Origin of the sequence: Amycolatopsis sp. cmx-4-83, from assembly GCF_046548815.1 — a bacterium.
GTDB lineage: Bacteria > Actinomycetota > Actinomycetes > Mycobacteriales > Pseudonocardiaceae > Amycolatopsis > Amycolatopsis pretoriensis_A.
In genome coordinates this window covers 265,891-291,035 of the sequence record NZ_JAEBEF010000012.1, presented here as the reverse complement: position 1 = coordinate 291,035, position 25,145 = coordinate 265,891, and the positions used below count along the sequence as shown (strand labels likewise).

General features: G+C 71.3%; 25 protein-coding genes. 8 read left to right on the top strand and 17 right to left on the bottom strand.

Annotation, left to right across the window (positions count from 1 at the left end; all coding sequences use genetic code 11):
* Positions 1-26: 26 nt before the first annotated feature.
* The 12 genes from ACLJQM_RS35595 to ACLJQM_RS35540 all read right to left on the bottom strand — a co-directional run bounded on the left by ACLJQM_RS35595 (position 27) and on the right by ACLJQM_RS35540 (position 12,266).
* The gene (locus ACLJQM_RS35595) at positions 27-1,307 is read right to left on the bottom strand and encodes a hypothetical protein (protein WP_410634718.1); all 1,281 of its coding nucleotides are present in this window, start codon (positions 1,305-1,307) and stop codon (positions 27-29) included.
* The gene (locus ACLJQM_RS35590; RefSeq protein ID WP_247016499.1) at positions 1,301-1,906 is read right to left on the bottom strand and encodes an ABC transporter ATP-binding protein; all 606 of its coding nucleotides are present in this window, start codon (positions 1,904-1,906) and stop codon (positions 1,301-1,303) included. The genes ACLJQM_RS35595 and ACLJQM_RS35590 overlap by 7 nt, the downstream gene beginning before the upstream one ends.
* Positions 1,903-2,778, bottom strand: coding sequence for an LLM class F420-dependent oxidoreductase (locus tag ACLJQM_RS35585; protein WP_410634717.1), 876 nt, complete (start codon positions 2,776-2,778; stop codon positions 1,903-1,905). Before ACLJQM_RS35585 ends, ACLJQM_RS35590 begins: the two co-directional genes overlap by 4 nt.
* A 13-nt stretch (positions 2,779-2,791) precedes the next feature.
* The gene (locus ACLJQM_RS35580; RefSeq protein WP_360777988.1) at positions 2,792-3,661 is read right to left on the bottom strand and encodes a TIGR03621 family F420-dependent LLM class oxidoreductase; all 870 of its coding nucleotides are present in this window, start codon (positions 3,659-3,661) and stop codon (positions 2,792-2,794) included.
* A gap of 80 nt (positions 3,662-3,741) precedes the next feature.
* Positions 3,742-5,562, bottom strand: coding sequence for a phosphoenolpyruvate carboxykinase (GTP) (locus ACLJQM_RS35575; RefSeq protein ID WP_247016493.1), 1,821 nt, complete (start codon positions 5,560-5,562; stop codon positions 3,742-3,744).
* 293 nt (positions 5,563-5,855) lie between these two features.
* A complete protein-coding gene (locus ACLJQM_RS35570) occupies positions 5,856-6,557 on the bottom strand; it encodes a hypothetical protein (RefSeq protein WP_247016491.1) in 702 nt (233 codons plus the stop codon).
* Between the two features lie 103 nt (positions 6,558-6,660).
* Positions 6,661-8,499, bottom strand: coding sequence for a dynamin family protein (locus ACLJQM_RS35565; protein WP_410634716.1), 1,839 nt, complete (start codon positions 8,497-8,499; stop codon positions 6,661-6,663).
* Positions 8,496-8,885 (bottom strand): nucleotide exchange factor GrpE, encoded by a 390-nt coding sequence (locus ACLJQM_RS35560; protein WP_360777991.1) that lies wholly within the window; start codon positions 8,883-8,885, stop codon positions 8,496-8,498. The genes ACLJQM_RS35565 and ACLJQM_RS35560 overlap by 4 nt, the downstream gene beginning before the upstream one ends.
* A gap of 18 nt (positions 8,886-8,903) precedes the next feature.
* Positions 8,904-9,518: a TetR/AcrR family transcriptional regulator gene (locus ACLJQM_RS35555; RefSeq protein WP_410634714.1), complete on the bottom strand. Its 615-nt coding sequence runs from the start codon at positions 9,516-9,518 to the stop codon at positions 8,904-8,906.
* On the bottom strand, positions 9,515-9,994 hold the full coding sequence (locus ACLJQM_RS35550) for a hypothetical protein (RefSeq protein WP_247016483.1): 480 nt from the start codon (positions 9,992-9,994) through the stop codon (positions 9,515-9,517). The genes ACLJQM_RS35555 and ACLJQM_RS35550 overlap by 4 nt, the downstream gene beginning before the upstream one ends.
* Before the next feature lie 46 nt (positions 9,995-10,040).
* Positions 10,041-10,688, bottom strand: a complete 648-nt coding sequence (locus ACLJQM_RS35545) for a hypothetical protein (RefSeq protein ID WP_360777996.1) — start codon at positions 10,686-10,688, stop codon at positions 10,041-10,043.
* A gap of 60 nt (positions 10,689-10,748) precedes the next feature.
* Complete coding sequence (locus ACLJQM_RS35540) at positions 10,749-12,266, bottom strand: dynamin family protein (protein WP_360778130.1); 1,518 nt, start codon at positions 12,264-12,266, stop codon at positions 10,749-10,751.
* Positions 12,267-12,472: 206 nt separating this feature from the next.
* Here ACLJQM_RS35540 and ACLJQM_RS35535 point away from each other — a divergent pair, with 206 nt between their 5' ends.
* Entirely contained in the window at positions 12,473-13,627 is a 1,155-nt protein-coding gene (locus ACLJQM_RS35535) for a sensor histidine kinase (RefSeq protein ID WP_410634829.1), read from the top strand.
* Positions 13,624-14,280, top strand: a complete 657-nt coding sequence (locus ACLJQM_RS35530) for a response regulator (RefSeq protein ID WP_247016479.1) — start codon at positions 13,624-13,626, stop codon at positions 14,278-14,280. The genes ACLJQM_RS35535 and ACLJQM_RS35530 overlap by 4 nt, the downstream gene beginning before the upstream one ends.
* 1 nt (position 14,281) lies before the next feature.
* On the opposite strand, the gene ACLJQM_RS35525 is transcribed toward ACLJQM_RS35530, so the two are convergent.
* From ACLJQM_RS35525 to ACLJQM_RS35515, 3 genes are all read right to left on the bottom strand, one after another.
* On the bottom strand, positions 14,282-15,184 hold the full coding sequence (locus tag ACLJQM_RS35525) for an endonuclease domain-containing protein (RefSeq protein ID WP_410634712.1): 903 nt from the start codon (positions 15,182-15,184) through the stop codon (positions 14,282-14,284).
* Between the two features lie 156 nt (positions 15,185-15,340).
* Positions 15,341-16,252 (bottom strand): SDR family NAD(P)-dependent oxidoreductase, encoded by a 912-nt coding sequence (locus ACLJQM_RS35520; protein WP_360778000.1) that lies wholly within the window; start codon positions 16,250-16,252, stop codon positions 15,341-15,343.
* The gene (locus ACLJQM_RS35515; RefSeq protein ID WP_247016473.1) at positions 16,249-16,836 is read right to left on the bottom strand and encodes a TetR/AcrR family transcriptional regulator; all 588 of its coding nucleotides are present in this window, start codon (positions 16,834-16,836) and stop codon (positions 16,249-16,251) included. Before ACLJQM_RS35515 ends, ACLJQM_RS35520 begins: the two co-directional genes overlap by 4 nt.
* Positions 16,837-17,033: 197 nt before the next feature.
* Between ACLJQM_RS35515 and ACLJQM_RS35510 the strand changes: the two genes are divergently transcribed.
* From ACLJQM_RS35510 to trmB, 6 genes are all read left to right on the top strand, one after another.
* A complete protein-coding gene (locus ACLJQM_RS35510; RefSeq protein ID WP_360778004.1) occupies positions 17,034-17,972 on the top strand; it encodes an ABC transporter ATP-binding protein in 939 nt (312 codons plus the stop codon).
* 17 nt (positions 17,973-17,989) lie between these two features.
* Positions 17,990-18,739 carry an ABC transporter permease gene (locus ACLJQM_RS35505; protein WP_410634710.1) on the top strand — a complete coding sequence of 250 codons (750 nt, stop codon included), beginning with the start codon at positions 17,990-17,992 and terminating at the stop codon, positions 18,737-18,739.
* A gap of 100 nt (positions 18,740-18,839) precedes the next feature.
* Positions 18,840-19,754, top strand: coding sequence for an ABC transporter ATP-binding protein (locus ACLJQM_RS35500; protein ID WP_360778009.1), 915 nt, complete (start codon positions 18,840-18,842; stop codon positions 19,752-19,754).
* Complete coding sequence (locus ACLJQM_RS35495) at positions 19,751-20,506, top strand: hypothetical protein (RefSeq protein ID WP_360778011.1); 756 nt, start codon at positions 19,751-19,753, stop codon at positions 20,504-20,506. The genes ACLJQM_RS35500 and ACLJQM_RS35495 overlap by 4 nt, the downstream gene beginning before the upstream one ends.
* Before the next feature lie 178 nt (positions 20,507-20,684).
* Positions 20,685-21,236 carry a hypothetical protein gene (locus ACLJQM_RS35490; protein ID WP_360778013.1) on the top strand — a complete coding sequence of 184 codons (552 nt, stop codon included), beginning with the start codon at positions 20,685-20,687 and terminating at the stop codon, positions 21,234-21,236.
* Positions 21,237-21,298: 62 nt separating this feature from the next.
* Positions 21,299-21,994: a tRNA (guanosine(46)-N7)-methyltransferase TrmB gene (gene trmB / locus ACLJQM_RS35485; RefSeq protein WP_247016462.1), complete on the top strand. Its 696-nt coding sequence runs from the start codon at positions 21,299-21,301 to the stop codon at positions 21,992-21,994.
* A 39-nt stretch (positions 21,995-22,033) separates the two neighbouring features.
* Here trmB and ACLJQM_RS35480 read toward each other — a convergent pair whose 3' ends face one another.
* Entirely contained in the window at positions 22,034-24,286 is a 2,253-nt protein-coding gene (locus ACLJQM_RS35480; protein ID WP_410634708.1) for an FtsX-like permease family protein, read from the bottom strand.
* Positions 24,283-24,984, bottom strand: a complete 702-nt coding sequence (locus ACLJQM_RS35475) for an ABC transporter ATP-binding protein (RefSeq protein ID WP_410634707.1) — start codon at positions 24,982-24,984, stop codon at positions 24,283-24,285. The genes ACLJQM_RS35480 and ACLJQM_RS35475 overlap by 4 nt, the downstream gene beginning before the upstream one ends.
* Positions 24,985-25,145: the final 161 nt, after the last annotated feature.

The following is a 25,145-nucleotide window of genomic DNA, read 5'->3' as shown; positions in this document are numbered from 1 at the left end:
GCTCCCTTCGTCGGAGCGAGCGTAGGTCAAACGGCGGCGGAGAGCAGCACGATCCCGATGAGCTGGAGGTCGAGCCCGCGGAAGAGCTGGCGCACGAGGTTGGCGGGCATCGGGCCCATCGGGGTGTCCACGAACGCCGGATTGCCGTAGTCGACGGCGGTCCGGGTGACCGTGCGCAGGATCGAGAGCACCGACAGCGGCACCGCGAGCCACGCGCCCGGCCCGAACGAGGTCCCACCCGCGAGGGTGACCACGGCGAGCAGCGCCGCCCAGCCGATCCCGACGCCCGCCAGCGCCAGGCCGTGGGTCAGCACCAGCTCGCGGTTGCCCGTCCCGAGCCACCGGCGGCGGCCCGGGTTGCGCCAGAGCTCGCCGAGCCCGCCGGCGAACGGCGTCAGCGCGACGTACGCGCCGATGCCGACGAGGACCGCGCCCGGCACGGTCGGCAGGGCGATGTGGGCGACGACGACCGCGAAGCCGACCAGGGCCGCCGCGCCCGCGTACCGGGAGCGGCCGAGCGTGCCCGCGAAGGCCAGCCGGAGCGCGGTCGGGCGGCGCAGCGGGAAGCGCCCGACCGGGGCCGACGGCGGGAGCAGCATCATCGGGTCGAGGAACGTGACGGCGACCGAGCGCAGCACCCGCCCGTCCCACCCGGCGAGCAGCGGCGCCCGGCCCGCGCGGTGCACCGGCTCGCCGCCGAACGCCAGCGGCAGCGCCGCGACCAGCACCCCCGCGGCGACGAACTGCACGACCACCGGGCCGAGGTGCAGCGAGGCGATGAGCAGCCCGGCGACGGCGAGCGCGAGCGGGCCCAGCGCGTCCAGCCGCAGCGCGGTCCGCCGGGCGGCGGCGACCGCGGCGACGGCGGTCGCGACGACCATCGCGACCGCCGCACGCCACTGGTCGAGCCCGGCCCCGCCGACGGCGAGCAGCAGCGCGGCCAGGTAGCCGGTGACCACCAGGACGCCGGTCCACGCGCCGAGCAGCCGCAGCGTGACGACGCGGCCGCGGTCCACCGGGGCGAAGTCGAGCCAGGTCAGCTCGGCCGGCTCGACCCAGGCGAAGCCGCGGCGCAGGAGGCCGCGCCAGCCGACCGCGCAGCAGAGCGTGAGCAGGCCGAGGACGGCCGGGAAGTCCACGTGCGACGATCCGTAGAGCGCCGGACGCCAGCCGTCGACGTGGAAGAACGCGGTGAACAGGAACCCGAAGCCGAACAGGAAGACGAAGCTCGCGGTGTCGCCGCTGAAGATCCCGCCGAACCGCTTGCGGCCCGGGATCCGCATCCGGCGGGGTGCCAGCGTCACCACAGTTCTAGGACGCTGTCCGCGGCTTCGAGCAGCGGCGGGTGGTGCGTGGCCACCACGACCGCCGCGCCGGCCGCCGTCGACCGGGCGATCACCTCGACGAGCCAGTCCTTGCCCGCCGCGTCGAGCGCGCGTTCCGGTTCGTCGAGCAGCAGCACGCGGTGCGGGCGCGCGGTGACGCCGAGCAGGAGCAGGCGGCGGCGCTGGCCCGCGGAGAAGTGCCCGGACGTGACGCGCATGCGCTCGCCGAGCCCCGCGTCGCGCAGCAGCTCCTCGTGGTCGCCGAGGTCGGCGCCGAACGAGCCGGCCAGGAGTTCAAGGTGCTGCAACGGCGTCAGCTCGGCGAAGAAGTCGGAGTCGTCGAACAGCACCGACACCTTGCGGCGGAATTCGACGTCCCGCTCGTCCGGCACCTTGCGGTCGATCAGCACGCGGCCGCGCTGCGGCTTCTGCATCCCGTAGAGGCAGCGCATCAAGGTCGACTTGCCGACTCCGTTCGGCCCGACGATCGCCGCGCACTCGCCGGGCTCGACGGCGAAGTCCAGGTCGTCGAACAGCCAGTGCTCGCCGGCCCGGACGCCGATCGCGGTCGCGTCGATCATCGGAGCGCTTCGAGCACCGGGGCGAACTGGTCCATGTTCTGTTCCAGGATCGTGTAGTAGGTCAGCCCGAACCGCTCGCGGTGGGCGTGGAGCTGCTCGGCGACCTCGGCGGGCGAGCCGATCAGCGCGGTCGGCAGCACCGCCAGCTGCTCGACGCTCAGGACGCCCTGCACCCGCTTCTCGAGCTCCGCGAGCGCGCTCGCGCGGTCGCCGGTGATGTGCACGAAGTGGCACAGCAGGTTGAACTCGACCTCCCGGCCGCCGAGCTTCGACCGGACGAACCCGACCCGCTCCTCGATGCCTTCGGCGGTCTCCGGCATCAGTGCGCCGCCGTCCGGCGTCTTCGCGGCACCGGTGAAGCCGATGACGTCGGCGTGCTCGGCCGCGAGGGTCAGCAGCCGGTCGCCGCGGCCGGCGAGCAGCAGCGGCGGTCCGGCGGGGCGCACCGGCGCCGGCTTGTGCTCCGGGTCGGCGTAGGCCCGCTTGAGCTCGAGGATCGACCGCTCGAGGTGGTCGACGCGCTCGCGGGCGGACGGGAACGGCAGCCCGGCGGCCTCGAACTCCTCCTTGACGTACCCCGCGCCGAGCCCCAGCTCCAGGCGGCCGTCGGTGAACTGGTCGGTGCCCGTGACGTCGCGGGCGAGCAGCACCGGGTTGTAGAACGGGGTGTTCAGCACGAAGGTGTTCAGCTTGACCCGCTCGGTGACCTCGGCGGCGAGCACGAGCGCCGGGAACGGCGGCGCCATCCCGAGGTGGTCGGCCGCACCGATGACGTCGAAGCCCAGGTCCTCGGCCTTCCGGCACTTCCCGACCCACCCCGCGCGGTGGTCGGGCACGTGCATGTTGACCCCGAAGCGGAAATCCCCAGTCATACCGACAAGGTACTCAGCGGAGCTTTTCGATCACCGGAGCCAGCCTCGGCAGGTCGTCCTCGATCACTGTGAAGTAGCTGATACCGAGCGTCTCGCGGGTGCGCAGCAGCTGCTCGGCGACGGCGCCGGGGGATCCCACGAGGACGGTCGGCAGCTCGCCCAGTTCGTCGACGCCGAGGTCGGGGACCCGCCGGTGGACGGCTTCCAGCGTGCTGCGGCGGTCGTCGGTCACGCGGGTGACGTGCACCAGCAGGTTCAGCTCGGCGTCCCGGCCGTCGAGGGCGGTCCGCGCGAACTCGACGCGCTCGGTCAGCTCGCCGAGCCCGGCCAGGGACATCCGGCCCTCGACCTTCGTCGCCGCGGTACCGGTGAACCCGACGATGTCGGCGTGCTTCGCGGCCAGCTTGAGCACGCGGTCGCCGCGTCCGCCGAGCAGCAGCGGCGGCCCGGGTTTCTGCACCGGTTCCGGCTTGTGCGACGGATCCGCGTACAGCCGCTTCAGTTCCAGCACCGCGCGTTCGAGCCGCGCGTACCGCTGCCCGGGCGTACCCCACTCGATCCCGGCTGCGTGGAACTCCGCCTCGACGTACCCCGCGCCGATGCCCAGCTCCAGGCGGCCGCCGGTGAACTGGTCGGTGCCCGTGACGTCTCGGGCGAGCAGCACGGGGTGGTGGAAGCAGGCGTTGATGACGAACGTGTTGAGCCGGACCCGCTCGGTCGCCTCGGCCGCGAGCACGAGCGCGGGGAACGGCGGCGCCATCCCGACGTGGTCGGCCGCACCGACGACGTCGTAGCCGAGGTCCTCGGCCTTGCGGCACTTCGCCACCCACTCGGCCCGTGAACCGGGCACCACCAGATCGACGCCGAAGCGGAACGGTCTCATGGTCGCGAAACTACCTGGAACAAAAGAAGGAGACGTCTCCCGGATGCGGCCGGGAGACGTCTCCTTCTGTCTCAGGGTGTTCAGCTCAGGCGCTGGGCCAGCGCGTCGAGCTCGTCACGCAGCGAGGTCGGGACCTCGCCGATCTTCTGGAACCACTCCTCGATCAGCGGCAGCTCCGCGCGCCACTCCTCGGGCTTGACCTCGAGGGCGGCCTGGATGTCCTCGATCGGCTCGGTGAGGCCCTCGGTGTCGAGGTCCTCGGCCCGCGGCACGAAGCCGACCGGCGTCTCGACGGCGTTGCCCTTGCCCTCGACGCGCTCGACGACCCACTTGAGGATCCGCGAGTTCTCGCCGAAGCCCGGCCACAGGAAGCGGCCGTCGTCGCCGCGGCGGAACCAGTTGACGTAGAAGATCTTCGGCAGCTTGTTCGCGTCGGCGTTCTTGCCCAGGTTCAGCCAGTGCTTGAAGTAGTCACCGGCGTGGTAGCCGAGGAACGGCAGCATCGCCATCGGGTCGCGGCGCACGTTGCCGACCGCGCCGGCCGCGGCCGCCGTGGTCTCCGACGACATCGTGGCACCCATGAAGACGCCGTGCTGCCAGTCGCGGGCCTCGTTCACCAGCGGCACCGTCGTCTTGCGGCGGCCGCCGAACAGGATCGCCGAGATCGGCACGCCCTTCGGGTCGTCCCACTCGTCGGCGAGGATCGGGCACTGCGACATCGGCGTGCAGTAGCGCGAGTTCGGGTGGGCGGCCTTCTCCTCGGAGTCCGGCGTCCAGTCCTGCTTCTTCCACGACGTGGCGTGGGCGGGCTTGTTCTCCATGCCCTCCCACCAGATGTCGCCGTCGTCGGTGAGGGCGACGTTCGTGAAGACCGTGTTGCCCTGCTCGATCGTGCGCATCGCGTTCGGGTTGGTGTGCCAGTCGGTGCCCGGCGCGACGCCGAAGAAGCCGAACTCCGGGTTGACCGCGTACAGGCGGCCGTCTTCCCCGAAGCGCATCCACGCGATGTCGTCGCCGAGGGTCTCGGCGCGCCAGCCCGGGATGGTCGGCTGCAGCATGGCGAGGTTGGTCTTGCCGCAGGCGCTCGGGAACGCGGCCGCGACGTAGTGGACCTTCTCCTCGGGGGAGATCAGCTTGAGGATCAGCATGTGCTCGGCGAGCCAGCCCTCGTCGCGGGCCATCACCGAGGCGATGCGCAGCGAGTAGCACTTCTTGCCCAGCAGCGAGTTGCCGCCGTAGCCGGAGCCGTAGCTCCAGATCGCGCGCTCTTCGGGGAAGTGCGAAATGTACTTCGTTTCGTTGCAGGGCCAGGAAACGTCCTGCTGCCCCGGCTCGAGCGGCGCACCCACGGAGTGGAGTGCCGGCACGAATTCGCGCTCACTGCCATCCGGCGCGACGAACTTCTCGAGGGCCGCCTTGCCAGCGCGGGTCATCACGCGCATCGAAGCGACAACGTAGGCGAAATCGGTGATTTCGATACCCAGCTTGGGATTCTCGTCGGCGAGGGGACCCATGCAGAACGGGATGACGTACATCGTGCGGCCGCGCATCGAGCCCCGGAAGAGCTCGGTCATGGTGGCCTTCATCTCGGCCGGGTCCATCCAGTGGTTGGTCGGACCGGCGTCCTCGGGACGCTCCGAACAGATGAAGGTCCGGTCTTCGACGCGGGCGACGTCGTTGGGGTCGGAGGTGGCCCAGAAGGAGTTCGGCTTCGACTTGAGCTGCACGAACGTGCCGGCGTCGACCAGCTCCTGGTTGATCCGGGCGGCTTCTTCGTCAGACCCGTCGACCCACACCACGCGGTCCGGGTTGGTCAGCTCGGCGACCTCCCGGACGAAGGACAGCACGCCGGTGTGCGTCGTCGGCGCGGTGTCCAGTCCGGGGATGGCGACTGCGGTCATCTCTACTCCTGACTTCCGACGACAAATGAGCCCGCACCGGGAACGACGCTGTTCCGGTGCGGGCTTCATTGCCTGCGGCCGAATGGCTTCGCACACCGGCTGACGACCGGTGTGCGGGTTTTGGGATTCTTCGAGAGTAACCGCATGACCGGCAGGTAACAGAGAGCTGACGTGTACGTTCTCTCACAAGACCGATAAGGGAATCGATTCAGAAGCCGCCTTTTCTTTCATTGACGACATGAAAAAAGCCCGAGGCCGAAGCCCCGGGCTTTCAAACTGAGACGTGGGTCACCTCAGTTGGGGGATATCCACTGTCCCGTGCCGGAGTCGATGCGCGCGACGCCTTCCAGCGTCTGCGTGCCGGCTTCGCCCCAGGCGGCGTCGGCGGCCAGGTCGCCCTCGCTGCCGGAGTCCACCAGTCCACTCGAGACCTCGGTCCACTGGCCGGGGCCGGAGTGCTCGAACGTCGTGGTGGTGCCGTCGGCGCCGGTCTGGATCGCGATGTCCGCTTCGCCGTCGCCGTCCTTGTCGGTGAAGGCGATGGTGCCGCCGCTCTTCGTCTCGACGATGGCGGTGTCGTTGTGACCGTCGTGGTCGGTGTCGATGGTCGCGACCCCCGCGTCCACCTCGCCGTCCGGCAGGTCGGCGTGGATGTGCCCGCCGGAGCTGTCGTCGCGGCCCCCGGTGTCGGAGTCGTCGTGGCCGCCGCCGTGGGACTCGACCCACTGGCCGCTGGCCTCGTCGTAGACGGCCTGGTCGACGACGTGCCCGGTTTCGTCCAGCACGGCGTACTGGTCGGCTTCACCGTCGTGGTTCGTGTCGATGAACGCCTGCGAGGTGCCGTCGTCGTGCTCGATGATCGCGGTGTCGTTGACGCCGTCGTCGTTCACGTCGTAGTTGACCTCGGCCTGGTACTCCTGACCGTCGACGTGGACGGTCATCGCGTTCGTACCGCTCGCGTCGGTGTCGCTGCCGCCACTCTCGTCGACCCACATGGGAACTTCCCCCTTTTGACCGGGTACCGCCGTCTCTGACCTGCTGTCCGAGGGTATGACTCACCGTATGCCGGTTCGGTTCCGCTCCACAACCGGACCGGGGTCAGGCCGTCTTGTCCCGCAGCGCCCGGATCCTGGTCAGGAAGGTTTCGGCGCGCTCGCGGCCGTCGCTGACCTCTTTGAGCCGCTTCGACACGACGGCGATCTTCTTGGCGCGCTCCTGCGCACCCATCTTGATCGTCTTGTCGACTTCCTTCAGCTCGGCCTCGATCGCGTCGATGCGCCGGCCCAGTGCTTCGTCCAGCGCCATCGACAGCTGCTGCTCGGCCTCGATCAGCTGCTCGGCGACCAGCTGGTCGAGCGTCGAGCGGGCGTCCGCGATCGCCTCGACCAGCCACTGCTTCATGTGCTGCTTGTCGGCCGCGTGCTTGCGCGTCCGGGCCATCCACCACCCGGCGCCGAGGCCGATGATGATGGTCGCGGGCAGCACGACGGGGTTGAGGATCGCGACGCCGGCCAGCGGCAGCGCGGCCACCTTGCCGGCCCCGACGCCGCCGGAGATGCCCATGAAGACGAGCAGTTTGTCCTCGGCCGTCGGCGGCTTCTTGTCCGGCGGGCGCAGCACCACCGGCGGGCCGCCGGCCCGGGCGAACTGCGCGCGGATGACGTCGAGCTCTTCGGGCGAGAACAGCTCCGACAGCGAGACGTTGGTGACCTGGTTCAGCCGCTGGGAAAGCAGCATCGAGACCCGCTGCGACGTCGTCTGCAGCGCGATGTCGACCTGCTGCGGGAGCGCGGCCAGCTCGTCGCGCTTCGCCGCGTCGATCAGCTGGCGGAAGTGGGTCTGCGCGTCCCGCATCTGCCTGCTGGACTCGTGCCCGACCTCGACGCGGGTGCGCTGCACCTCGCCGCGCAGCTTGAGCTGCCAGCCGCGGGTCGAGGACCGGCGCTCGGCCTGCAGCTGGTCACGGCGTTCGCGCAGCTGCTCGGCCTCGGCTTCCCCGGCGGACAGCGCGCGGCTCTCGGCCTGCAGCTTCGCCTTCAGTTCGCCCAGTGCGCTGGAGAGCGCGCGCAGCGTGTTGGCCTCGCCGAGCATCGCCGAGCGGCCGACGAGCAGCTCCTGCAACGCCGTCTGGATCGCGGCGACGCCGGACTTCTCCCGCAGCATCGCGGCCATCTGCTCGTTGGGCGCCTTCGCGGCCGTCTCGAACATCCGCGCCGACACCGGGTGGAACACCGCGTCGGCGAAGCGGGGCGCGTGCTCGCGCAGCAGCTGCCGGTCGGCCTCCATGACCTCGCGCCAGCCGCGGAACATGTCCACCTTGGTCAGCGCGAACACCACGGTCTCGACGCGCTCGCCGACATCGCGCAGGAACTGCAGCTCGGTCGAGGTGAACGGCGCCGAGGCATCGACGACGAACAGCAGCGCGGTCGCGCCCGCGGCGGCTTCCTTGGCGAGCTCGCCGTGCAGCGAGTCGAGCCCGCCGACGCCGGGGGTGTCGACCAGGGAAAGCCGCATCAGCAGCGGCACCGGCCCGGTGACCTCGACGTACCGCGGCGGGATCTGGCCGGGCGGCAGCTCGTGCGCGGCGGACACCCAGTGGATCAGCTGGCCCAGGTCGATCGGCACCGGCGCGAGCTGGCCGGGGTAGCAGGCCTGCGCGCCCCACGCGTCGGCGTGGTCGAACACCAGGTAGGTGGCGGTGGCGACGTCGGCGTCCACAGGGGACAGTCCCGGCCGCGCGAGCAGCGCGTTGACCAGCGAGCTCTTGCCGCGGTTGGTCTCGCCGACGACCACGACGGCCGGCTTCTTCGGCCGGGTCTTCCGGATGTCCTCGACCCACCGGGCGGCGGCCGGGTCGGCGTCGCGGACGGTGGTCAGCAGCTGCTCTCGCGCGGCCGCGACCTGCGCGGGCAGGCTCGGCGCGGTGGGTGCGCTCACGGGGTCTTCTTCGCGTAGACGGTGACGATCGGGGCGCGCAGCAGGCGGTCGTGGTCGGCGAACCCGGTGACCTCGGTTTCCGCGACGATGCCCTCGAGCGCCGGATCTTCGGTGGCCACGGCGCCGCCGGCTTCGTGGCAGGCCGGGTCGAAGCGCTCGCCGTCGGGCCGCAGAGCTTGGACGCCGATCGCGGCGAGCCCCTCCTCCAGCCGTTCGACCACACCGCCGCTGCGGGCGCGGTCCAGGGCGTACAGGCACATCTGGATCAGTGCCTGGCGATCCGCGAGAGCGCGCTCCAGATCGGTGTCCTGCTGCTGCAAGGGGTGCACATCGGTGTCCGACGCGGGGGAACCGCGGTCGGTTCCGTCCTTGCGAAACCACGCCATGCCGACAGTCTGGCGGATTCAGCCGCCCGCCGGGGGCGGAACCGGGCGAAGGAACCGGATCAGGATCGTCCGGAGGATCGCTTGCTCGGCGGGTAGATCGAGGCCGGGGTCGAGGCTCGCCCGCGAAATCATCGCGTCGATCAGCCCGGCGACCCAGCCGGCGGCCGCCCGCGGTGCGACGCCCGGGTCGATCAGCCCGGCGGTCCCGGCCCGTTCGACCAGGACGGCCAAGCCGTCACGCAGGGCGCTGTCGTTGCGGTGGATCAGCTCGGCGAATTCGTCGTCGCGGGCGGCCTGCGCGGCGGCCTCCAGCACGATCCGGACGACGCCCGGCTGGGCGATCTGCCCGGCCAGCTCGGCGACGACGTCGAGCAGCGCGGTCCACGGGTCTTCGGCCTTCGCCGCGGTTTCGAGACGCTCGGCCGTCTCGGCGGCGTCGTCGGTGAAGATCGCCGTGAACACCGCGCGCTTGCTGGGGAAGTAGTGGAAGAGGCTGCCGGAGCTGATGCCCGCCGCGCGGCAGATGTCCGCGGTCGTCGTCCGCTCGAAGCCCTTCTCGGCGAAGCAGCCGGCCGCGGCGTCCACGATGGCGCGGCGCTTGGCCGCGTGCTTGGCCGGGTCGACGGTCCTCATCGCTCGACCGGCGGGTCGTCGCGCCAGGGGTAGCCGTGTTCGGCGAACGCGGGGGCCAGCTCGCGCCCCGACAGGTCGGTCTTCTCGCGGGCGATCTCCCGGCCGTCGGTGGTGCGCAGGACGAGCTCCTTGCCGTCGAGGTAGACGGCGTCGAGGTCGGCCTCGATGCGGCGGGTCTTGTCGCCGCGGACCAGCGTGACGCGGGTGGGCGAGACCGTCACGACCAGGCGGTCGCCGGCCCAGACGACGGCGAACACCAGGCCGAGCACCAGCCCGCCGGCCACCGCGGCCAGCGTCGCCCACGGCTGCGGCAGCTTCGTGAGCACCTTGAACACGCCTTGGAACGGGAACGCCGGCAGGTCGCTGACCCACGCGGCGATGGCCCACACGCCCACGCCGAGCGCGCCGCCGATCAGCGGGCAGCCGACCCAGGACCCGGTGCGCAGCCACGGCGGCTCGTCGACGGTCGTCTCCATGCCGTCCATTATCAGACCGCGTGCTCGGTTTATGAAAGCCGGGGCCTCAAACCAGCTGGGCGATCACGTCACGGAGCACGGCCTCCAGGCCGGGGCCGTCCTCGGCCAGGCGGGACGAGACCAGCAGCTGGTCGTCGGCCGTGCGCAGCCAGATCGACCCCGCGACGGAGATCTCGATGACGTTCAGCCGGAACGGGTACGCGCGCCGGCCCTGCTTGACCTCGGCCTCGCGCACCAGCTGGCCAAGCCGCTCGCCGGCCACGATCTGGCGCCGGTAAAAACCGGGCGCCCACGGCGTGCCGCCCGACGGCTCGTTCGCCCCGCGCAGGGCGGGCCCGCGGGCGTTGGCGAAGTGGCGGGCCGCGACCGGGCCGAAGAAGTCGACCGCCTGCCGCAGGGCCGAGCCCGGTTCGAGCGCGGGCCTGCCGTACCGGGTGCGCGGGCTGCGCGGGTCCGGGTCCTCGCGGCTGCGCAGGGACGCCAGCAGGTCGGTCCACCAGGCGGCCCACTGGTCCTGGACCGCCGCCCGGTCGAGCCCCGGCGGGACGTGGACCGGAACCCGCGGCTCCACCGGCGGCAGCACCTGTCCTTCGGAAACGGACAGGGCCAGGGCGTCGCGGATGAACAGCGCGACGTCGACGTCCGTCTCGCTGCTCCACCCGGCTCGCCAGGATGTCGTGTTTTCCAGTCGCACGTTTCCCAGAGTACGCGGGAAAGGGGGGTGACCAGGGAAAGTCGGCAACCAGAAACAAACTCAGGCTTCGCGCACCTGCTGCCACATCAAGAAGTACGCGCGGTGCACGACGTGGGCGACGCGGCTCTGCGCCGGCGTCGCACCGAAGGAGGCGAAGGACCGCCACCAGCCCGCGCGTTCGAGGGCGTGCGCGGCCAGTTCAGGGCGCGGGGCGCCGGGCTTGCCGAGCTGGGCGCCGATGTCGGCGTTGCTGCCCACCCGGAGCACCTCTTCGGACAGGTCCTCCGGCATGTCGACCGCGCCGGACGCGACCAGCGTCAGCGCTTCGAGCAGCCGCAGCTGGTGGGCTTCGGGCTTGGCGAGCAGCACCTCGATGGCGTCGTGGACGCGCTGGCGTTCGGCCGGATCGGCCGAGGCGTGCGCGAGCGCGGTGACCGACGCGAGCGCGGCGGCGGCCTTGATGCCGTCGGCGCGGGCGGCGAACACGATCGACAACCGGTGCCGCACCGCTTCCAGGCCGGACGCGTCGAGCAGCGACCGCCGCAGCGCGCCCGCCGTCAGCTCCGGCTCCTTGCGGATGGCCTCGACGGCGTGGGAGACGCCGAACAGGTCGAGCTTCTCCAGCAGCCGCAGCCGCGTGCCCGACGGGACGTCGCACTCCCAGCTGGTGAAGATGTCGGCCGAGATCAGCATGGTCTGCAGGATGTCGTCGTCGAGCTCGGCGAGCTGCCGCAGCGCCTCGGCGTCGGCGGAGGTGAAGCCGCCGGACTCGGCCGACTCGGCGATCAGCCCGATCACCGGCAGCACGTCGGCGACGCGCGGCTTCAGCGTCGACGCCTGCTTCTCGGCCAGCAGCGTCGCGGCCTTCCAGACGTCGCCGCCGGAGCCTTCGACCGACTCGGGCGTGATGGTGTCGGCCTTGTTGAGCACGGCGATCGCGTTGACCGGGCCCGCTTCCCGGCTCGCCGTGGCCGCGGTGAACGCGGCGAGCGCCTGCTGGTCGTCCGCGCGGACGCCCTGGGTGACGACGTACAGCACGGCTTCGGCACCGGCGACGGCGTTGCGGGAGGTGTCGTCGAGCTCGTCCGAGCCCTCTTCGTCGCCGTCGTCCTGGCGGTGCTTCGCGGCGCCCAGGAGCTGCTCGGTGCGGGACACCGAAGCGGCGTCGAGCGAGCCGAGGCCCGGGGTGTCGATCACCGTCATGCCCTGCAGGACGGCGTTGGTCAGGTACGCCTCGATGTGCGACACCTTGTCGATGTCGACGCCGAGCTCGGCGGGGATCATCCCGTCGGCGGCGAAGGGGAGCACCTGCTTGCGGCCGTCGGTGAAGACGATTTCGACGCGGTCCACCGTGCCGTACTGGAAGCGGGTCACCAGCCGCGTGCACTCGCCGATGTCGGTCGGCGCGACCCGGCGCCCGATCAGCGCGTTGACCAGCGTCGACTTGCCCGACTTGATCCGCCCGGCCACGGCCACCTGCAGCGGCGCGCCGAGCCGGCGCAGCACCTCGGCGAACCCGGCGGCGGTGCGCGCGGAGACCTGCGACTGCAGGCGGTGGCACAGGTTGGCCACCGACATCGACAGCGGACCCGCGAGCCGGCCCTGCTCCGGTGACGTCACGGCCCCCAGCCCTTCCCGTCGTAGGCGACAACCCCGTGAATCGTGCCATGTCCCTCATCCGGAGGTCGCACCCAAGGTGGTACCGCCGACCGACGCGCGTTCCCGGCCGCGGGACCTAGTGTTGTCTGGTGCGACGGCTGAGCCTCTGGATGCGTGCCCACCCCATGGCGGGCGACACGGTGCTGGCCGTCCTGCTCGGGCTGATCGACATGCTGCTGTTCGTCGCCGACGGCCTGGCCGAACTCGCGGAGCTGCCGCCGTGGTACATCGCCGTGCCGGTGAACATCGCGATGGTGGTGCCGCTGGTGTTCCGGCGGAAGTCGCCGCTGTGGTCGGCGTACGTCGTGCTGGTGATCAGCGTCGTGCACGCGACGCTGCAGCTCGGCGTCGCGAGCGTCGCCGGCCTCGCGATGAGCATCTACTCGGTCGTCGTCTACGCGGGGCGGCGGCAGGGGCTGGTGTTCGTCGGCGCGGTGATCGTCTCCTCGGCCCTGCAGCTGGCGCTGGAGCAGACGGACGAGCTGTTCATCTCGGTGCTGTTCCTCGCGTTCGGCATCGCCCTGTGCTGGACGCTCGGCGAGTTCGTCGGGGCCCGGCGCGCCTACGACGTGGAAGTGGAGGCCAGGTTGCACCTGCTCGAGACCGAACGGGACCAGGCCACCCGGATCGCGGTGGCGGAGGAGCGCGGACGGATCGCCCGCGAGCTGCACGACGTCGTCGCGCACGCGGTGAGCGTCATGGTGGTGCAGGCCGACGGCGCTTCGTACGCGCTGCGGAGCAACCCCGAGCTCGCCCAGCGGGCCCTGCAAACGATTTCCGAGACCGGCCGCGGCGCGCTCGGGGAGCTGCGGCGCCTGCTGGACGTGCTGCGCAGCGACGACGCGGACGGCGAGCCGCGCGTCCCGCAGCCGGACGCGCACGCCCTCGCCGAGCTGGCCGAGCGGATGCGGACCGCCGGCGTGCCGGTGGAGCTGGAGACCAACGAGCTCGGCGACCTGCCGGCCGGCGTCTCGCTGGGGATCTACCGGATCGTCCAGGAGTCGCTGACCAACACGCTCAAGCACGCCGGCCGCGGCGCGACGGCGTCGGTGCGGGTGCACCGGACCGGCGACCTGGTCGAGGTGCTGGTGTCCGACGACGGCGCGGGCCGCGTCCCGCAGCTCGCCGCGACCGGTGCTTCGCAGCGCCTGCCGGGCGGCAACGGCTTGATCGGCATGCGCGAACGCGCGCACGTCTACGGCGGCACGTTGGAAGTGGGCCCGGCTCCGGGCGGTGGGTGGCAGGTCCGCGCGGCCCTGCCGGTTAGGTTGGACAAGTGATCCGTGTGGTGGTCGTCGACGACCAGGAACTGATGCGCGTCGGCTTCCGGATGGTGCTCGGCGCGCAGGCCGACATCGACGTCGTCGGCGAGGCCGGCGACGGCGCACAGGCGATCGAGATGGCCGAGGAACTGCGCCCCGACGTCGTGCTGATGGACGTCCGGATGCCGGTGCTCGACGGCGTCGAGGCGACCAAGCGGATCGTCGCCGACGGCACCGCGCGGGTGCTGGTGATGACGACGTTCGACCTCGACGAGTACGTCTACGCGGCGCTGCAGGGCGGGGCGAGCGGGTTCCTGTTGAAGGACACCCAGCCCGACCACCTGGTGTCGGCGCTGCGGGCGGTCGCTTCGGGCGACGCGGTGGTCTCGCCGTCGGTGACCCGGCGCCTGCTCGACCGCTTCGTCGGCTCCGGCGGCCCGCCGATGCGCGACACCGCGGAGCTGGACGTGCTGACCGACCGCGAGCGCGAGGTGCTCGTGCTGATCGCCAAGGGCATGTCGAACCTGGAGATCGCCGAGGCGCTGTTCCTTTCCGAGGCGACGGTGAAGACGCACGTCGGGCGGATCCTGGCGAAGCTGGAGCTGCGAGACCGGGTGCAGGCCGTGGTGCTGGCCTACGAAACCGGTCTCGCCCGCCCCGGCCTCGCCTGACTCAAGCCGCACTTTCACGTGAAAGTGCGGCCCGGACCGACGCCACCACGGCCTTTGGCGCTTCGTAGAGCTCGGCTTTGGTGACGATCACGAAGCGCCAGCCGAGCGCGCGGATCGCTTGCCGTCGTGCCTCATCGCGTTGTGGCTGATCGCCGCCGCGGTGCCAGTCTCCGTCGTACTCCACTGCCAGCTTCTGCGTGGGGTAAGCCAAGTCCAGTCGGCCGGCGAACACGCCGTGCTCGTCGTGGACCGGAACCTGCGGGTCGGGTTCGAGGCCGGCGACCGTCAGCCAGACCCGCAGCTCGGACTCCGGGATGCTCTCCGCGCGGGGATCGGCGAGCCGGAGCACCTTCTTCGCGCGCACGACCCCGTTGTCGCGGCGGCCCCTCATGTAGTCCGCGAGCACTGAAGCGTCCACTTCTCCGGCCCTCAGCAGAGCGTCGAGGTAGCCGACGACCCTCGGCAGCGATCGGTGCAGCTTCGTGTTGGTCAGGATGTCGAAGGCGAGGCGTGCCGAGGAGGCCAGCCTGATCTCCTGCCACGGCTCGCTGTCGATCCTTCCCCGGCTGGTCCGCCGGATGTGCACGCCGTCCTGCATGGCGAACAGCACGCTCTCGGGCAGCACGAACTCGACCGGGTCATGCGTCCCGACCAGCTCCACCCCACGAACCGCCGCGGCGGAGCACCCGGTGAGAACCGCGCGCGACGGCGCGAGCAGTGCGGCGGCACGACATCGCAGAACGTGCGTGACCGGGACCGTCGAAGCCACGTAGACGTTGCGGAAAAGCCTGGTGAAGAGCGGAGATCGCAAGGCTCGCTCGGTGACCGCGCCCGTGGCCATGGCCTGGCTGCCCAGGAACGGCTCGGCGAACTCGACGAGGTCGGCAGAGGTGGTGAACGACACGACTCGATCGTGCCGCACGTCCGAGTCCCGCCCGGGCCCTCAAGATCAACTTCCGGCTGGTTGTCCACATCCCCCGAAAGTTGTCCCCAGGCCGCCACTTTCACGTGAAAGCTTCATCCTGGGCCGTAGCTTTCACGTGAAAGTGGCGGATTGGGGCTAGCGGAAGGTGTCTGGTGGGGTTGTTGCCGGGTCCTTGCCCGCGTTGCGGACTTCGGTGATCCAGCGGCCGAAGTCGGGGCGGTCGCCGTCGACGTCGGTGTAGCCGTACTCCTTCATCAGCGTCCACGAAGCCAGGGTCTGGCCGGCGAAGCGGGACGCGGAGGGGTCTTGGGCGAGGGCCGCGACGCCGCGGGCCAGCAGGTACGGCGTCTCGGAGATCTTGAAGTCGACCGGCGCGAGCTTGCCGACCGCGTCGCGCCAGTTGTCTTCGGTGACCTCGAAGTGGTCGAGCATCGACTCCGACCGCAGGAACCCCGGCGTCACGGCGAGGCCGACGCAGTCGTTCTTCTCCAGCTCCACGCCGAGGGCGCGGCCGAGCGCGCGGATACCGCACTTGGCCAGGTAATAAGGGAGACCCGCGCCGACGTAGTCGTCGTTGTCGCCGTCGGTCACCTCCAGCACCAGGCCGCGGCGGGCGACCACCAGCGGCAGCAGCCTGTGCAGCGCGATCAGGTGCGTGTCGAGCGCGTTGTGCGTCAGGTTCAGCGCGTCTTCCAGCGGCGTCTCCCAGAAGGGCGCGTCGAAGTGGAAGTACATGTCGCCACCCCAGACGTCGTCGACCAGGATGTCGATTCCGTCCACTTCGGACTCGATGCGCGCCTTCAGCGCGTCCACATCGGACACCGACGTGAAGTCGCAGCGCACGACCACCGCCCTGCCGCCCGCCGCTTCGACCAGTTCGCCGGTCTCTTCGATCGTTTCCGGGCGCTTCAGCGGTGACGTCGTTTCACGCGTCGTGCGGCCGGTGACGTACACCGTCGCGCCCGCGCGGCCCAGTTCCACCGCGATCGCCCGCCCGCAGCCCCGGGTCGCCCCGGTGACCACGGCCACCTTGCCCTGCAAACTCATGCGTCCTCCCGTCCCCGCCACGCGGTCAGCACCGCGTCGACGTCCTCGGCCAGCCGGTCGGCCAGCCGCCCGTGCGGCCGGATCGACCAGTCGATCGACACCCCGTTGATGACCCCGAGCACCGCCCGCGCGGCCCGCGGCACGCTCGGCGCGTGCGGCAGCGACGGAGCCGCCGCCCGCACCAGCCGCCGCAATTCGTCCTCGACCGCCGTGAAGTGCTCGCCCAGCAGCGACCGCAGCACCGGGTCGCCGATGTCCACGCCGAGCTGGCCCAGGTGGTTCGCCGCTTCTTCGGCGTCACCGAGCACCGCGTAGACCGACACCGCCGCGGCGCGCAGGCCGGCGACCGGGTCGTCCGCCCGCTCGGCGCACTCCCGCATCTGCTCGACCGCCCGCCGCGTGGCCCGCCGGCTCATCGCCTGCAGCAGGCCGCTCTTCGAGCCGAACCGCTGCGCGACCGTGCCGACCGAGACGCCCGCCTCCGCCGCCACCTGGGCCAGCGTGAAACCGGGGCCGCAGCGGCCGATCACGGTCTCCGCCGCACCCAGCAGCCGTTCGTCGGTGATGCTCCTCGGCCGGGCCACCCCATTATTGAACCACAGTTCATTAATACCCGCGAATCAGGGTCGGCTCAGGGTCATCACGGATCGCGCATCGGCCGAAGAGCCAGCAAGGTACTACTCAGGTAGGGGGGCCGGTTCGGTCTACAGGGTGACGCGCGAACGGCCTCCGACCCGCGACGATGAACGCGTCGTAAGCGAGGGGCGGAAGAGGAGCAGTCATGATCGAGGCAACCGGCCTCACCAAGCGGTACGGAAAGACACTGGCGGTGAACAACCTGTCGTTCTCCGTGGCCGCGGGTCAGGTCACCGGCTTCCTCGGCCCGAACGGGGCTGGCAAGTCCACCACCATGCGCATGATCCTGGGCCTGGACAACCCGACCGGTGGCCAGGTCACCATCGGGGGCAAGAAGTACCACGACCTCAAGGAGCCGCTGCGCACCGTCGGCGCGCTGCTCGACGCGAAGTGGGTGCACCCGAACCGCTCGGCGCGCGCCCACCTGCAGTGGATGGCGAAGTCCAACCGCATCCCGAACACCCGCGTCGACGAGGTGCTCGACACCGTCGGCCTGACCAGCGTCGCGGGCAAGCGTGCCGGCGGGTTCTCGCTCGGGATGTCGCAGCGGCTCGGCATCGCGGCCGCCCTGCTGGGCGACCCCGAGGTGCTGCTGTTCGACGAGCCGGTGAACGGCCTGGACCCCGAGGGCATCCTCTGGATCCGGAAGTTCATGCACCGGCTGGCCGAGGAAGGCCGCACCGTGTTCGTGTCCAGCCACCTGCTTTCGGAGATGGCGCTGACCGCGAGCAACCTCGTGGTGATCGGCCGGGGGCAGCTGATTTCGCAGTCGTCGACCCAGGACTTCGTCTCCCGCGCGGCGGAGAACACGGTCAAGGTCCGCTCGCCGCAGCTCGCCGAGCTCCGCACCGCTCTGCAGCGCGCCAGCGCCGGCGTCACCGGGGACGACGCCGCGCTCGTGGTGTCCGGGCTGGACAGCGACAAGATCGGCGAGATCGCCGCCGCCAACGGCATCGTGCTGCACGAGCTGAGCCCGCAGACCGGCTCGCTCGAACAGGCCTTCATGCAGATCACGGGCGACTCCGTCGAGTACCACACCGGGCTCGACGCCGAGGCGCAGCACGTGCTCGAGTCCGCCAAGTAAACGGGGAAACCAAGATCATGAACCTGCTCGCGGTAGAACGCATCAAGCTGTTCTCCACCCGCTCGCCGTGGTGGTGCGCCCTCATCGCCCTCGCACTGGGCATCGGCTTCGCCGCCATCATCTCCGGTGCGACGCCGGCCGACTCGCCGGTCACGCTGTCCGCCCTCCAGTTCGGCGGCACGCAGTTCGGCATCGCCGTCGTCATGGTGCTCGCCGCGCTCGCGGTGACCACCGAATACCGCTTCAACACCATCCGCACCACGTTCCAGGCGGTGCCGCACCGCTCGCCGGCGCTGATCGCCAAGGCGGTCGTCGTCGCGCTGGTCGCGCTGGTGATCGGCGAGCTCGCCGCGTTCGGCGCCCTCGGCCTCGGCATGCTCATGCGGCCGAACGACGGCATCGGCCTGCACTCCACGCAGGATTGGCTGAACGTCGCGGGCCTCGGCCCGGTGTTCGCCATCAGCGCGGTGCTCGCCGTCGCCATCGGGGTCCTGATCCGGCACAGCGCCGGCGCCATCGCGCTGCTGCTCATCTACAACCTGGCCGTGGAAGACCTGATCCGGCTGATCCCGAAGATCGGCGCCCACATCCACGAGTGGATGCCGTTCAACGTGGCGAACAAGTTCCTGCGAGGCTCCGCGGTCGTCGACGGCCCGTCGCCGTCGGACTCGCCGCTGAGCCCCGGCTGGGCGCTGGCTTACTTCGCCGGCATCGCGATCGTGTTCCTGCTCGTCGCACTCGGGGTGGCGAAGAAGCGGGACGCCTGAGGGGTAACAGGGGAAAACGGGAATCCGGGTCGCGCTGTCGGGGGGCGACCCGGATTCCCGTTTCGCAGTAGGCTCCCGGGGTGACGGGACGGGGGAGCGCATGATCGAAGCGAACGCGCTGACCAAGCGGTACGGCGCCACGACCGCGGTCGACGAGCTGACGTTCACCGCGCAGTCGGGGCGGGTCACCGGGTTCCTCGGCCCGAACGGCGCCGGCAAGTCCACGACCATGCGGCTGGTCCTCGGCCTCGACACGCCCGACGCGGGCACGGTGCTCGTCGACGGCACGCCGTACCGGAAGCTGCGGGATCCACTTCGGACGGTCGGCGCGATGCTGGACGCCACCTGGCGCCACCCCGGCCGCAGCGGGCGCGACCACCTGCGCTGGCTGGCCGCCACCAACGGCATCCCCGACAAGCGCGTCGACGAGGTGCTCGCCCTGGTCGGGCTGACGAGCGTCGGCAAGACCCGCGTCCTGCAGTACTCCCTCGGCATGCAGCAGCGGCTGGGGATCGCCGCCGCGATGCTGGGCGACCCGCGCGTGCTGCTGTTCGACGAGCCGGTGAACGGCCTCGACCCCGAGGGCATGGCCTGGATCCGGCAGCTGCTGCACGCGCTGGCCGCCGAGGGCCGGACCGTGTTCGTCTCCAGCCACCTGCTGCCCGAGATGGCGCAGACCGCGCAGGACCTCGTGGTGATCGGCCGCGGCCGGCTCATCTACCAGGGCACGATGGCCGACTTCGTCGCGCGGACGAGTGAACACGGCGTGCGCGTGCGCACGCCGCACGCCGACGAGCTGCGGGCCGCGCTGACCGGGCAGGCCGAGTTCAGCGAAGCCGACGGCGCCTTCCTGGTGTCCGGAATGGACAGTGACCGGATCGGGCAGCTCGCCTTCGACGCGGGCGCGACGCTGCACGAGCTGAGCCCGATCACCGGCTCGCTCGAGCAGGCCTACCTCGACCTCACCCGCGAATCCGTCGAGTTCGCGGGGCCGGCTTCGGAGGCGGCCCGATGATCACCAACCTCCTTCGCGCCGAGCGCATCAAGCTCTTCAGCACCCGCGCGCCCTGGTGGTGCCTGGCGATCGCGTTCGTCGCGCCGCTCGGCTTCACCGCGTTGTTCTTCGCGCTGGCCGGCCCGGAGATCCCGGCGACCGTGGGCAACACCCAGCTCGCGAGCGGCAACGGCCGGACCGTACTGCTCGTGCTCGCGATCCTCGCGACGGCGTCGGAGTTCAACTGGGGCACCATGCGGCTGACCTTCCAGGCGGTGCCGAGCCGGGTGCCCGCGCTGCTGGCGAAGCTGGCGGTCCTCGCCGCGGTCGGCGCGGTGCTCGGGCTGGTCGTCGGCTTCGGCTCGTGGGGGCTGGCGTCGCTGGTGCAGCCGGACGCCGACCTCGCGCTGCACTCGGGCGCGGACTGGCGCGCGGTGCTCGGCCAGGGCCTGACGTTCCTGTTCACCGCGGTGGCCGGCGTCGGTGTCGCGCTCCTGCTGCGCAGCGTCGCCTTCGGGCTGACGGTGGTGCTCGTCTGGACCCAGGTGCTCGAAGGACTGGTGATCCTCATCCCGGGCGCCGGGCGGCACATCTACCAGTGGATGCCGTTCCACGCCGCCGACGAGTTCGTCGGGGCGGGCGGGTTCGCCGCGGGGCCGCTGCAGCTGCCGTCGGCGCCGCTCGGCCCGTGGGGCTACCTCGGTTACTTCGCGGCGATCACCGTTGCCCTGTTCGTGGCCGGCGTGCTTGTCACGTCCCGGCGCGACGCCTGAGCGTGACCGTCGTCTCAATACCGCAAAAACCTTTGTTAAAAGAAGATGAAACGCCTGTGGCTTCTCTCACAGCCACCGGACATACTGCTATGACCAGGCAATATTCGTAAGAGAGAGCGTGCCGGACCCGTCTGAGCTCCCCTGGAGGTGATCCTTGACGGTGGACACCGGTCAAGAATTGGGCAGTACGATTCCCCGAGCTCGCGTCGAAGACGACGCTCCCCGGCTCGAACCCATGCTGGACCTGGAATGGTCGCGGGCGATCGAACTCCCGCAGGCCGCCATGACGGCGGCCACGCCCGCGGAACTCCGCCGGGCCTGGGTGCACCGCGCGCCCGAAGACCGCGTCCTGGCCCTGTTCCGCGCTTCGGCCGGGATGGCGGGCCCGATCCCCGCGCCCTGGTGGCTGCGGGCGGTGGCGGACGGGACCCTCGACTCGCGGGAACAGGGTTTCCGCGTCGAGGACCGGATCGCGCAGCTGCTCGGCAGGCGCCCGGGCTGGGAATTCGTCCCGTGGGCCGCGGACGGCGAATCCGGGTACTGGGAGTTCATCCCGTCCGAGCGCGGGAAATCGGGTCACGCGATTCCCACGACGGTCATGAACACCGACCGGCACCCGGGCTGGATCGACGTCCTGCCGGCGCACAGCGGCCGGACGCCGGACCCGCTCGCGATCGCCGGGCTGGCCGGCCTGCGGTCTCGGCTCGGGGAGCTCGAAGCGGTTCGTTAATCCATCCATGCCCCCGCCACCGCCCTCAACGGAGGCGCTGCGCGCCCGGCTACATTCCGTGGGTGGAAAACGAGCACCAACCCCGGCTTCGCAGCGTCGTCAGCTACGTGAAGCGCGGCGGCCGGATGACCGTCGGGCAGCAACGCGCGTGGGACGAACTGTGGCCGGACCTCGGCCGCACGGTCGGTGAGCTGCCCGCCGGGACGCTGGACTTCACCGAGTGGTTCGGCCGCGAAGCGCCGGTGCTGCTGGAGATCGGCTCCGGCATGGGCGAGACGACGTCGCAGCTGGCCGCCGCGGCGCCGGAGCTGAACTACGTCGCGGCCGAGGTCTACGACCCGGGCCTCGGCCAGCTGATGCTGCGCGCCGAAAAGCTGGGCGTCGAGAACCTGCGGCTGCTGCACGGCGACGCCGTCGTCCTGCTGACCGAGCACGTGGAGCCGGGCACGCTGCACGGCGTCCGGCTGTTCTTCCCGGACCCGTGGCCGAAGAAGAAGCACCACAAGCGGCGGATCGTGTCGCCGTCGTTCGCCGCGCTCGTGGCGTCGCGGCTCGCGCCCGGCGGCACCTTCCACATGGCGACCGACTGGGAGAACTACGCCGAGCAGATGCTCGAGGTCTGCTCCGCCGAGCCGCTGTTGAAGAACCGGTACGACGGCTGGGCGCCGCGGCCGGAATGGCGGCCGGTGACGAAGTTCGAGCAGCGCGCGGAAGTCGAAGGCCGCGTCTCGCACGACCTCATCTTCGAAAAGCGGTAGGAGTTCGCCCCTCCCCCGACAGAGGGGCGAACGTCCTCCCTATTCGTCGGCCAGCGGTTCGGCCTGGACCCGCTTCAGCGCGGGGGTGCAGACCGACGCGCCGAGCAGGGCCACGCCCATCCCGAGCACGACCGGCGCCAGCAGCCACGGGCTGAGCACGATGCCCCGCTCGTCGACCATGCTGAAGAGACCAACACCGACGAGCACCCCGACGATTCCCGCGCCGATGGTGGCGACCAGCGCCGGCAGCGCGGCCTCCATCCGCAGCGCCCGTGCCAGCACCCGGACCGGTGTGCCGGCCGCCATCAGCGCCCCGAAGGTGCGGCGGCGGTCCATCACCGAGCCCGCGGTCGCGACCGCGGCGCTGCACCCGGCCAGGACACCGGCGGCGAGCAGCCCGATCACCGTGACCCGGCGCAGGTCGCCGAGCTCGGTCTGCTGGTTGACCAGGTACTGGTCCCGGCTGCCGATCTCCTCCCCGACGGCCGGTCCGGCCAGCGCCGTCCGGACGATCTCCCGGTTCGCGTCGGTGGTCGGCGCGACCACGGTGACGTACTTCGGTGTGAAGCCGTCGGGCAGCGCGGCCGGGTCGATGATCGACGTGCTGGCCAGGTCCGGGTCCGGGAGGTGGACGGCTTCCGCCCGCGTGCCCGACTTGACCGGCGACGCCTGCCCTTCCCAGGTGTCGGTGACCTTGAACCGCGCCAGGTCGAGCGCCGAGTCGCCGAAGACGGCCGGCCCGCCCGTGCAGTTGTCCGCGGTGAGCCCGAACCGGGTCAGCTTGACGGCGTCCGCGCAGCTCATCACCAGTGCGCGGTGGCCGGTGCGGTTGTTCCCCTCGCCCTGGACCAGGTAGATCTCGCCGACCGCGACGGCCTTGTCCGGCTGCCCGTACTTCGCCAGGGACGCGTTGGCCTGCTCGACGAGCTTGCTCGCGTGCTGCCCGTCGGTGTCGACGTAGAGCGTGGAGTCCGCGAACGACCGCCCGCCACCGGCCATCGACTCGAACGTCGGTAGCAGCGTCAGCGCCATCGACCCGGCGAACACCGCGAGCACGATCCCGGCGGAGGAGCGGTAGGCGCCCTTCGGGTCGTCACGCAGGCGACGGCCGGCGAGCAGCGAAGACGGCCGCCGCCAGATCCGGACGAACGTGCCGCCGACCGCCGACGTCACCCACGGCCCGACGATCGCGGCCGAGCCGACCAGCAGGAACAGCCCCGCCATGACGAACGTGATGCCGCCGTAGTCCTTCGCCGTCGTCACCGCGACGAGGAAGAACAGCCCGGCCGCGGGCAGCGCCAGCAGCCGCCACCAGTGCAACGGCTTCTTCGTATGGCCGCCGGTCGCGAACAGCGGGTTCTTCAGCACGCGGCGCAGGCCGAGGATGCCGGCCAGCACCACGAGCACCGGGATGGCCAGGACGATGAACACCGTCAGGCCGACCGGCAGCGCGAAGTCGGAGGCGAGCCAGGTGCCGCCGCCCCACGGCACGAACGACGCGAGACCGTGCAGCGCCGGGCTGATCAGCAGGCCGAGCACCGCGCCGATGCCCGCGGACAACGTCGTCTCGGCGGCCACCATGTTCGTGACCTGCCCCGGGGTCGCGCCGGCCAGCCGGATCGCGGCGAGCCGCCGTTCCCGCCGGGCCGCGGTCAGCCGCGCCGACGACGCAACCAGCACCAGGCTCGGCACCAGCAGCACGATGATCCCGACCCAGGACAGCAGCATGAGCAGGGCGTCCGGGCTCGCCTTCCCGCCGGGGAAGCCCGGGATGGGGTCGGCGCGCACCGGCATCGCGTCCGGCGTGTGCCCGACGAGCGCGACGAGCTGCTCCGGGAAGCGGAGGCCGTCCTCCCCGAGCGCACCGACGGGCTTGCCGAACCGGTCGCCGAGCTGGTCGGCCGGGTGCCCCTGCAGCAGCCGGCCGAGCGCCGGCGACACGACGGTCTCGCCCGGTCCCGGCAGCTGCGGCACGCCCGGCGGCAGCTGGACGCCCGCGGCGGTCGCGCCGGGCGCCACCGCGACGTCGACCCGGATGATCTGGTTGCCGTCGAAGTAGTCCTTCGACGAGCTGTAGAGGATCTTGGCCGGGGCGTCCCCGGCGAGGCCGCTGTAGAAGTGCTCGCCCTGCCAGAGGGCGCGTTGCTCGCGGTTCTGCGTGGCGAACGGCAGCGTCGCCAGCAGCAGCACCAGCCCGGTCGCGACGGCCACCCCGATCGCGGTGAGGATCGCCGACGTCCGGGTCCGCCGGTCGACCTTCAGCACCCGCAGGGCGATCTGGAGCGAGTTCACGCCGCCTGCCTCGTGGCGATCAGGCCGTCGCGGATGGCGACGGTCTTCGGCATCGACTCGGCCAGCTCGCGGTCGTGCGTCACGACGATCACCGCGGCGCCCGTCTCGTGGGCGGCACCGAGCAGGGCGTCCATCGTCTCGCGGCCGGTGCGCGTGTCGAGCGCGCCGGTCGGCTCGTCGGCGAAGATCACCTTCGGCCGGTGGGTCAGCGCCCGCGCGATCGCGACGCGCTGGGCCTCGCCACCGGACAGCTCACCGGGGCGGCGCTTTTCCTTGCCGGCCAGCCCGAGCCGCGAGAGCCACTGGCGGCCCGCGTCGATGGCCTCCTTGCGGCCGAGCCCGGCCAGCAGCGACGGCAGCGCGACGTTCTCTTCGGCCGAGAGCTCCGCGACCAGCATCCCCGACTGGAAGACGAAGCCGAACTCGGTGCGGCGCAGCTCGCTGCGCTTCTTCTCGCCGAGGTGGTCGATCCGCTGCCCGGCCAGGAAGATCTGCCCGTCGTCGGCCCGGAGGATGCCGGCCAGCACGTGCAGCAGCGACGTCTTGCCCGAGCCGGACGGGCCGACGATGGCGACGGCGTCCCGCGGCTGGATGTCGATGTCGATGCTGGCCAGGGCGTACTGCGCGCCGTAGCGCTTCACGAGCCCACGGCCGGACAGCACCGGGCCACCGGTCCACTGTGGAGTGTTCGGGTCCACGAGGTTTCTCCCTGTCGGTTCGGATCTTGGTGCCGATGAGCTTCGCGGAGATCGGGGGGTGTCCACTTCGGGCAGACGGCCAGTCACGCCCCGCCCCGCATCGGCCGATCGGCCGAGGGAGGGCGAGCCACTCGGCCAAGGTGCGAACCGGGGCGGATCCT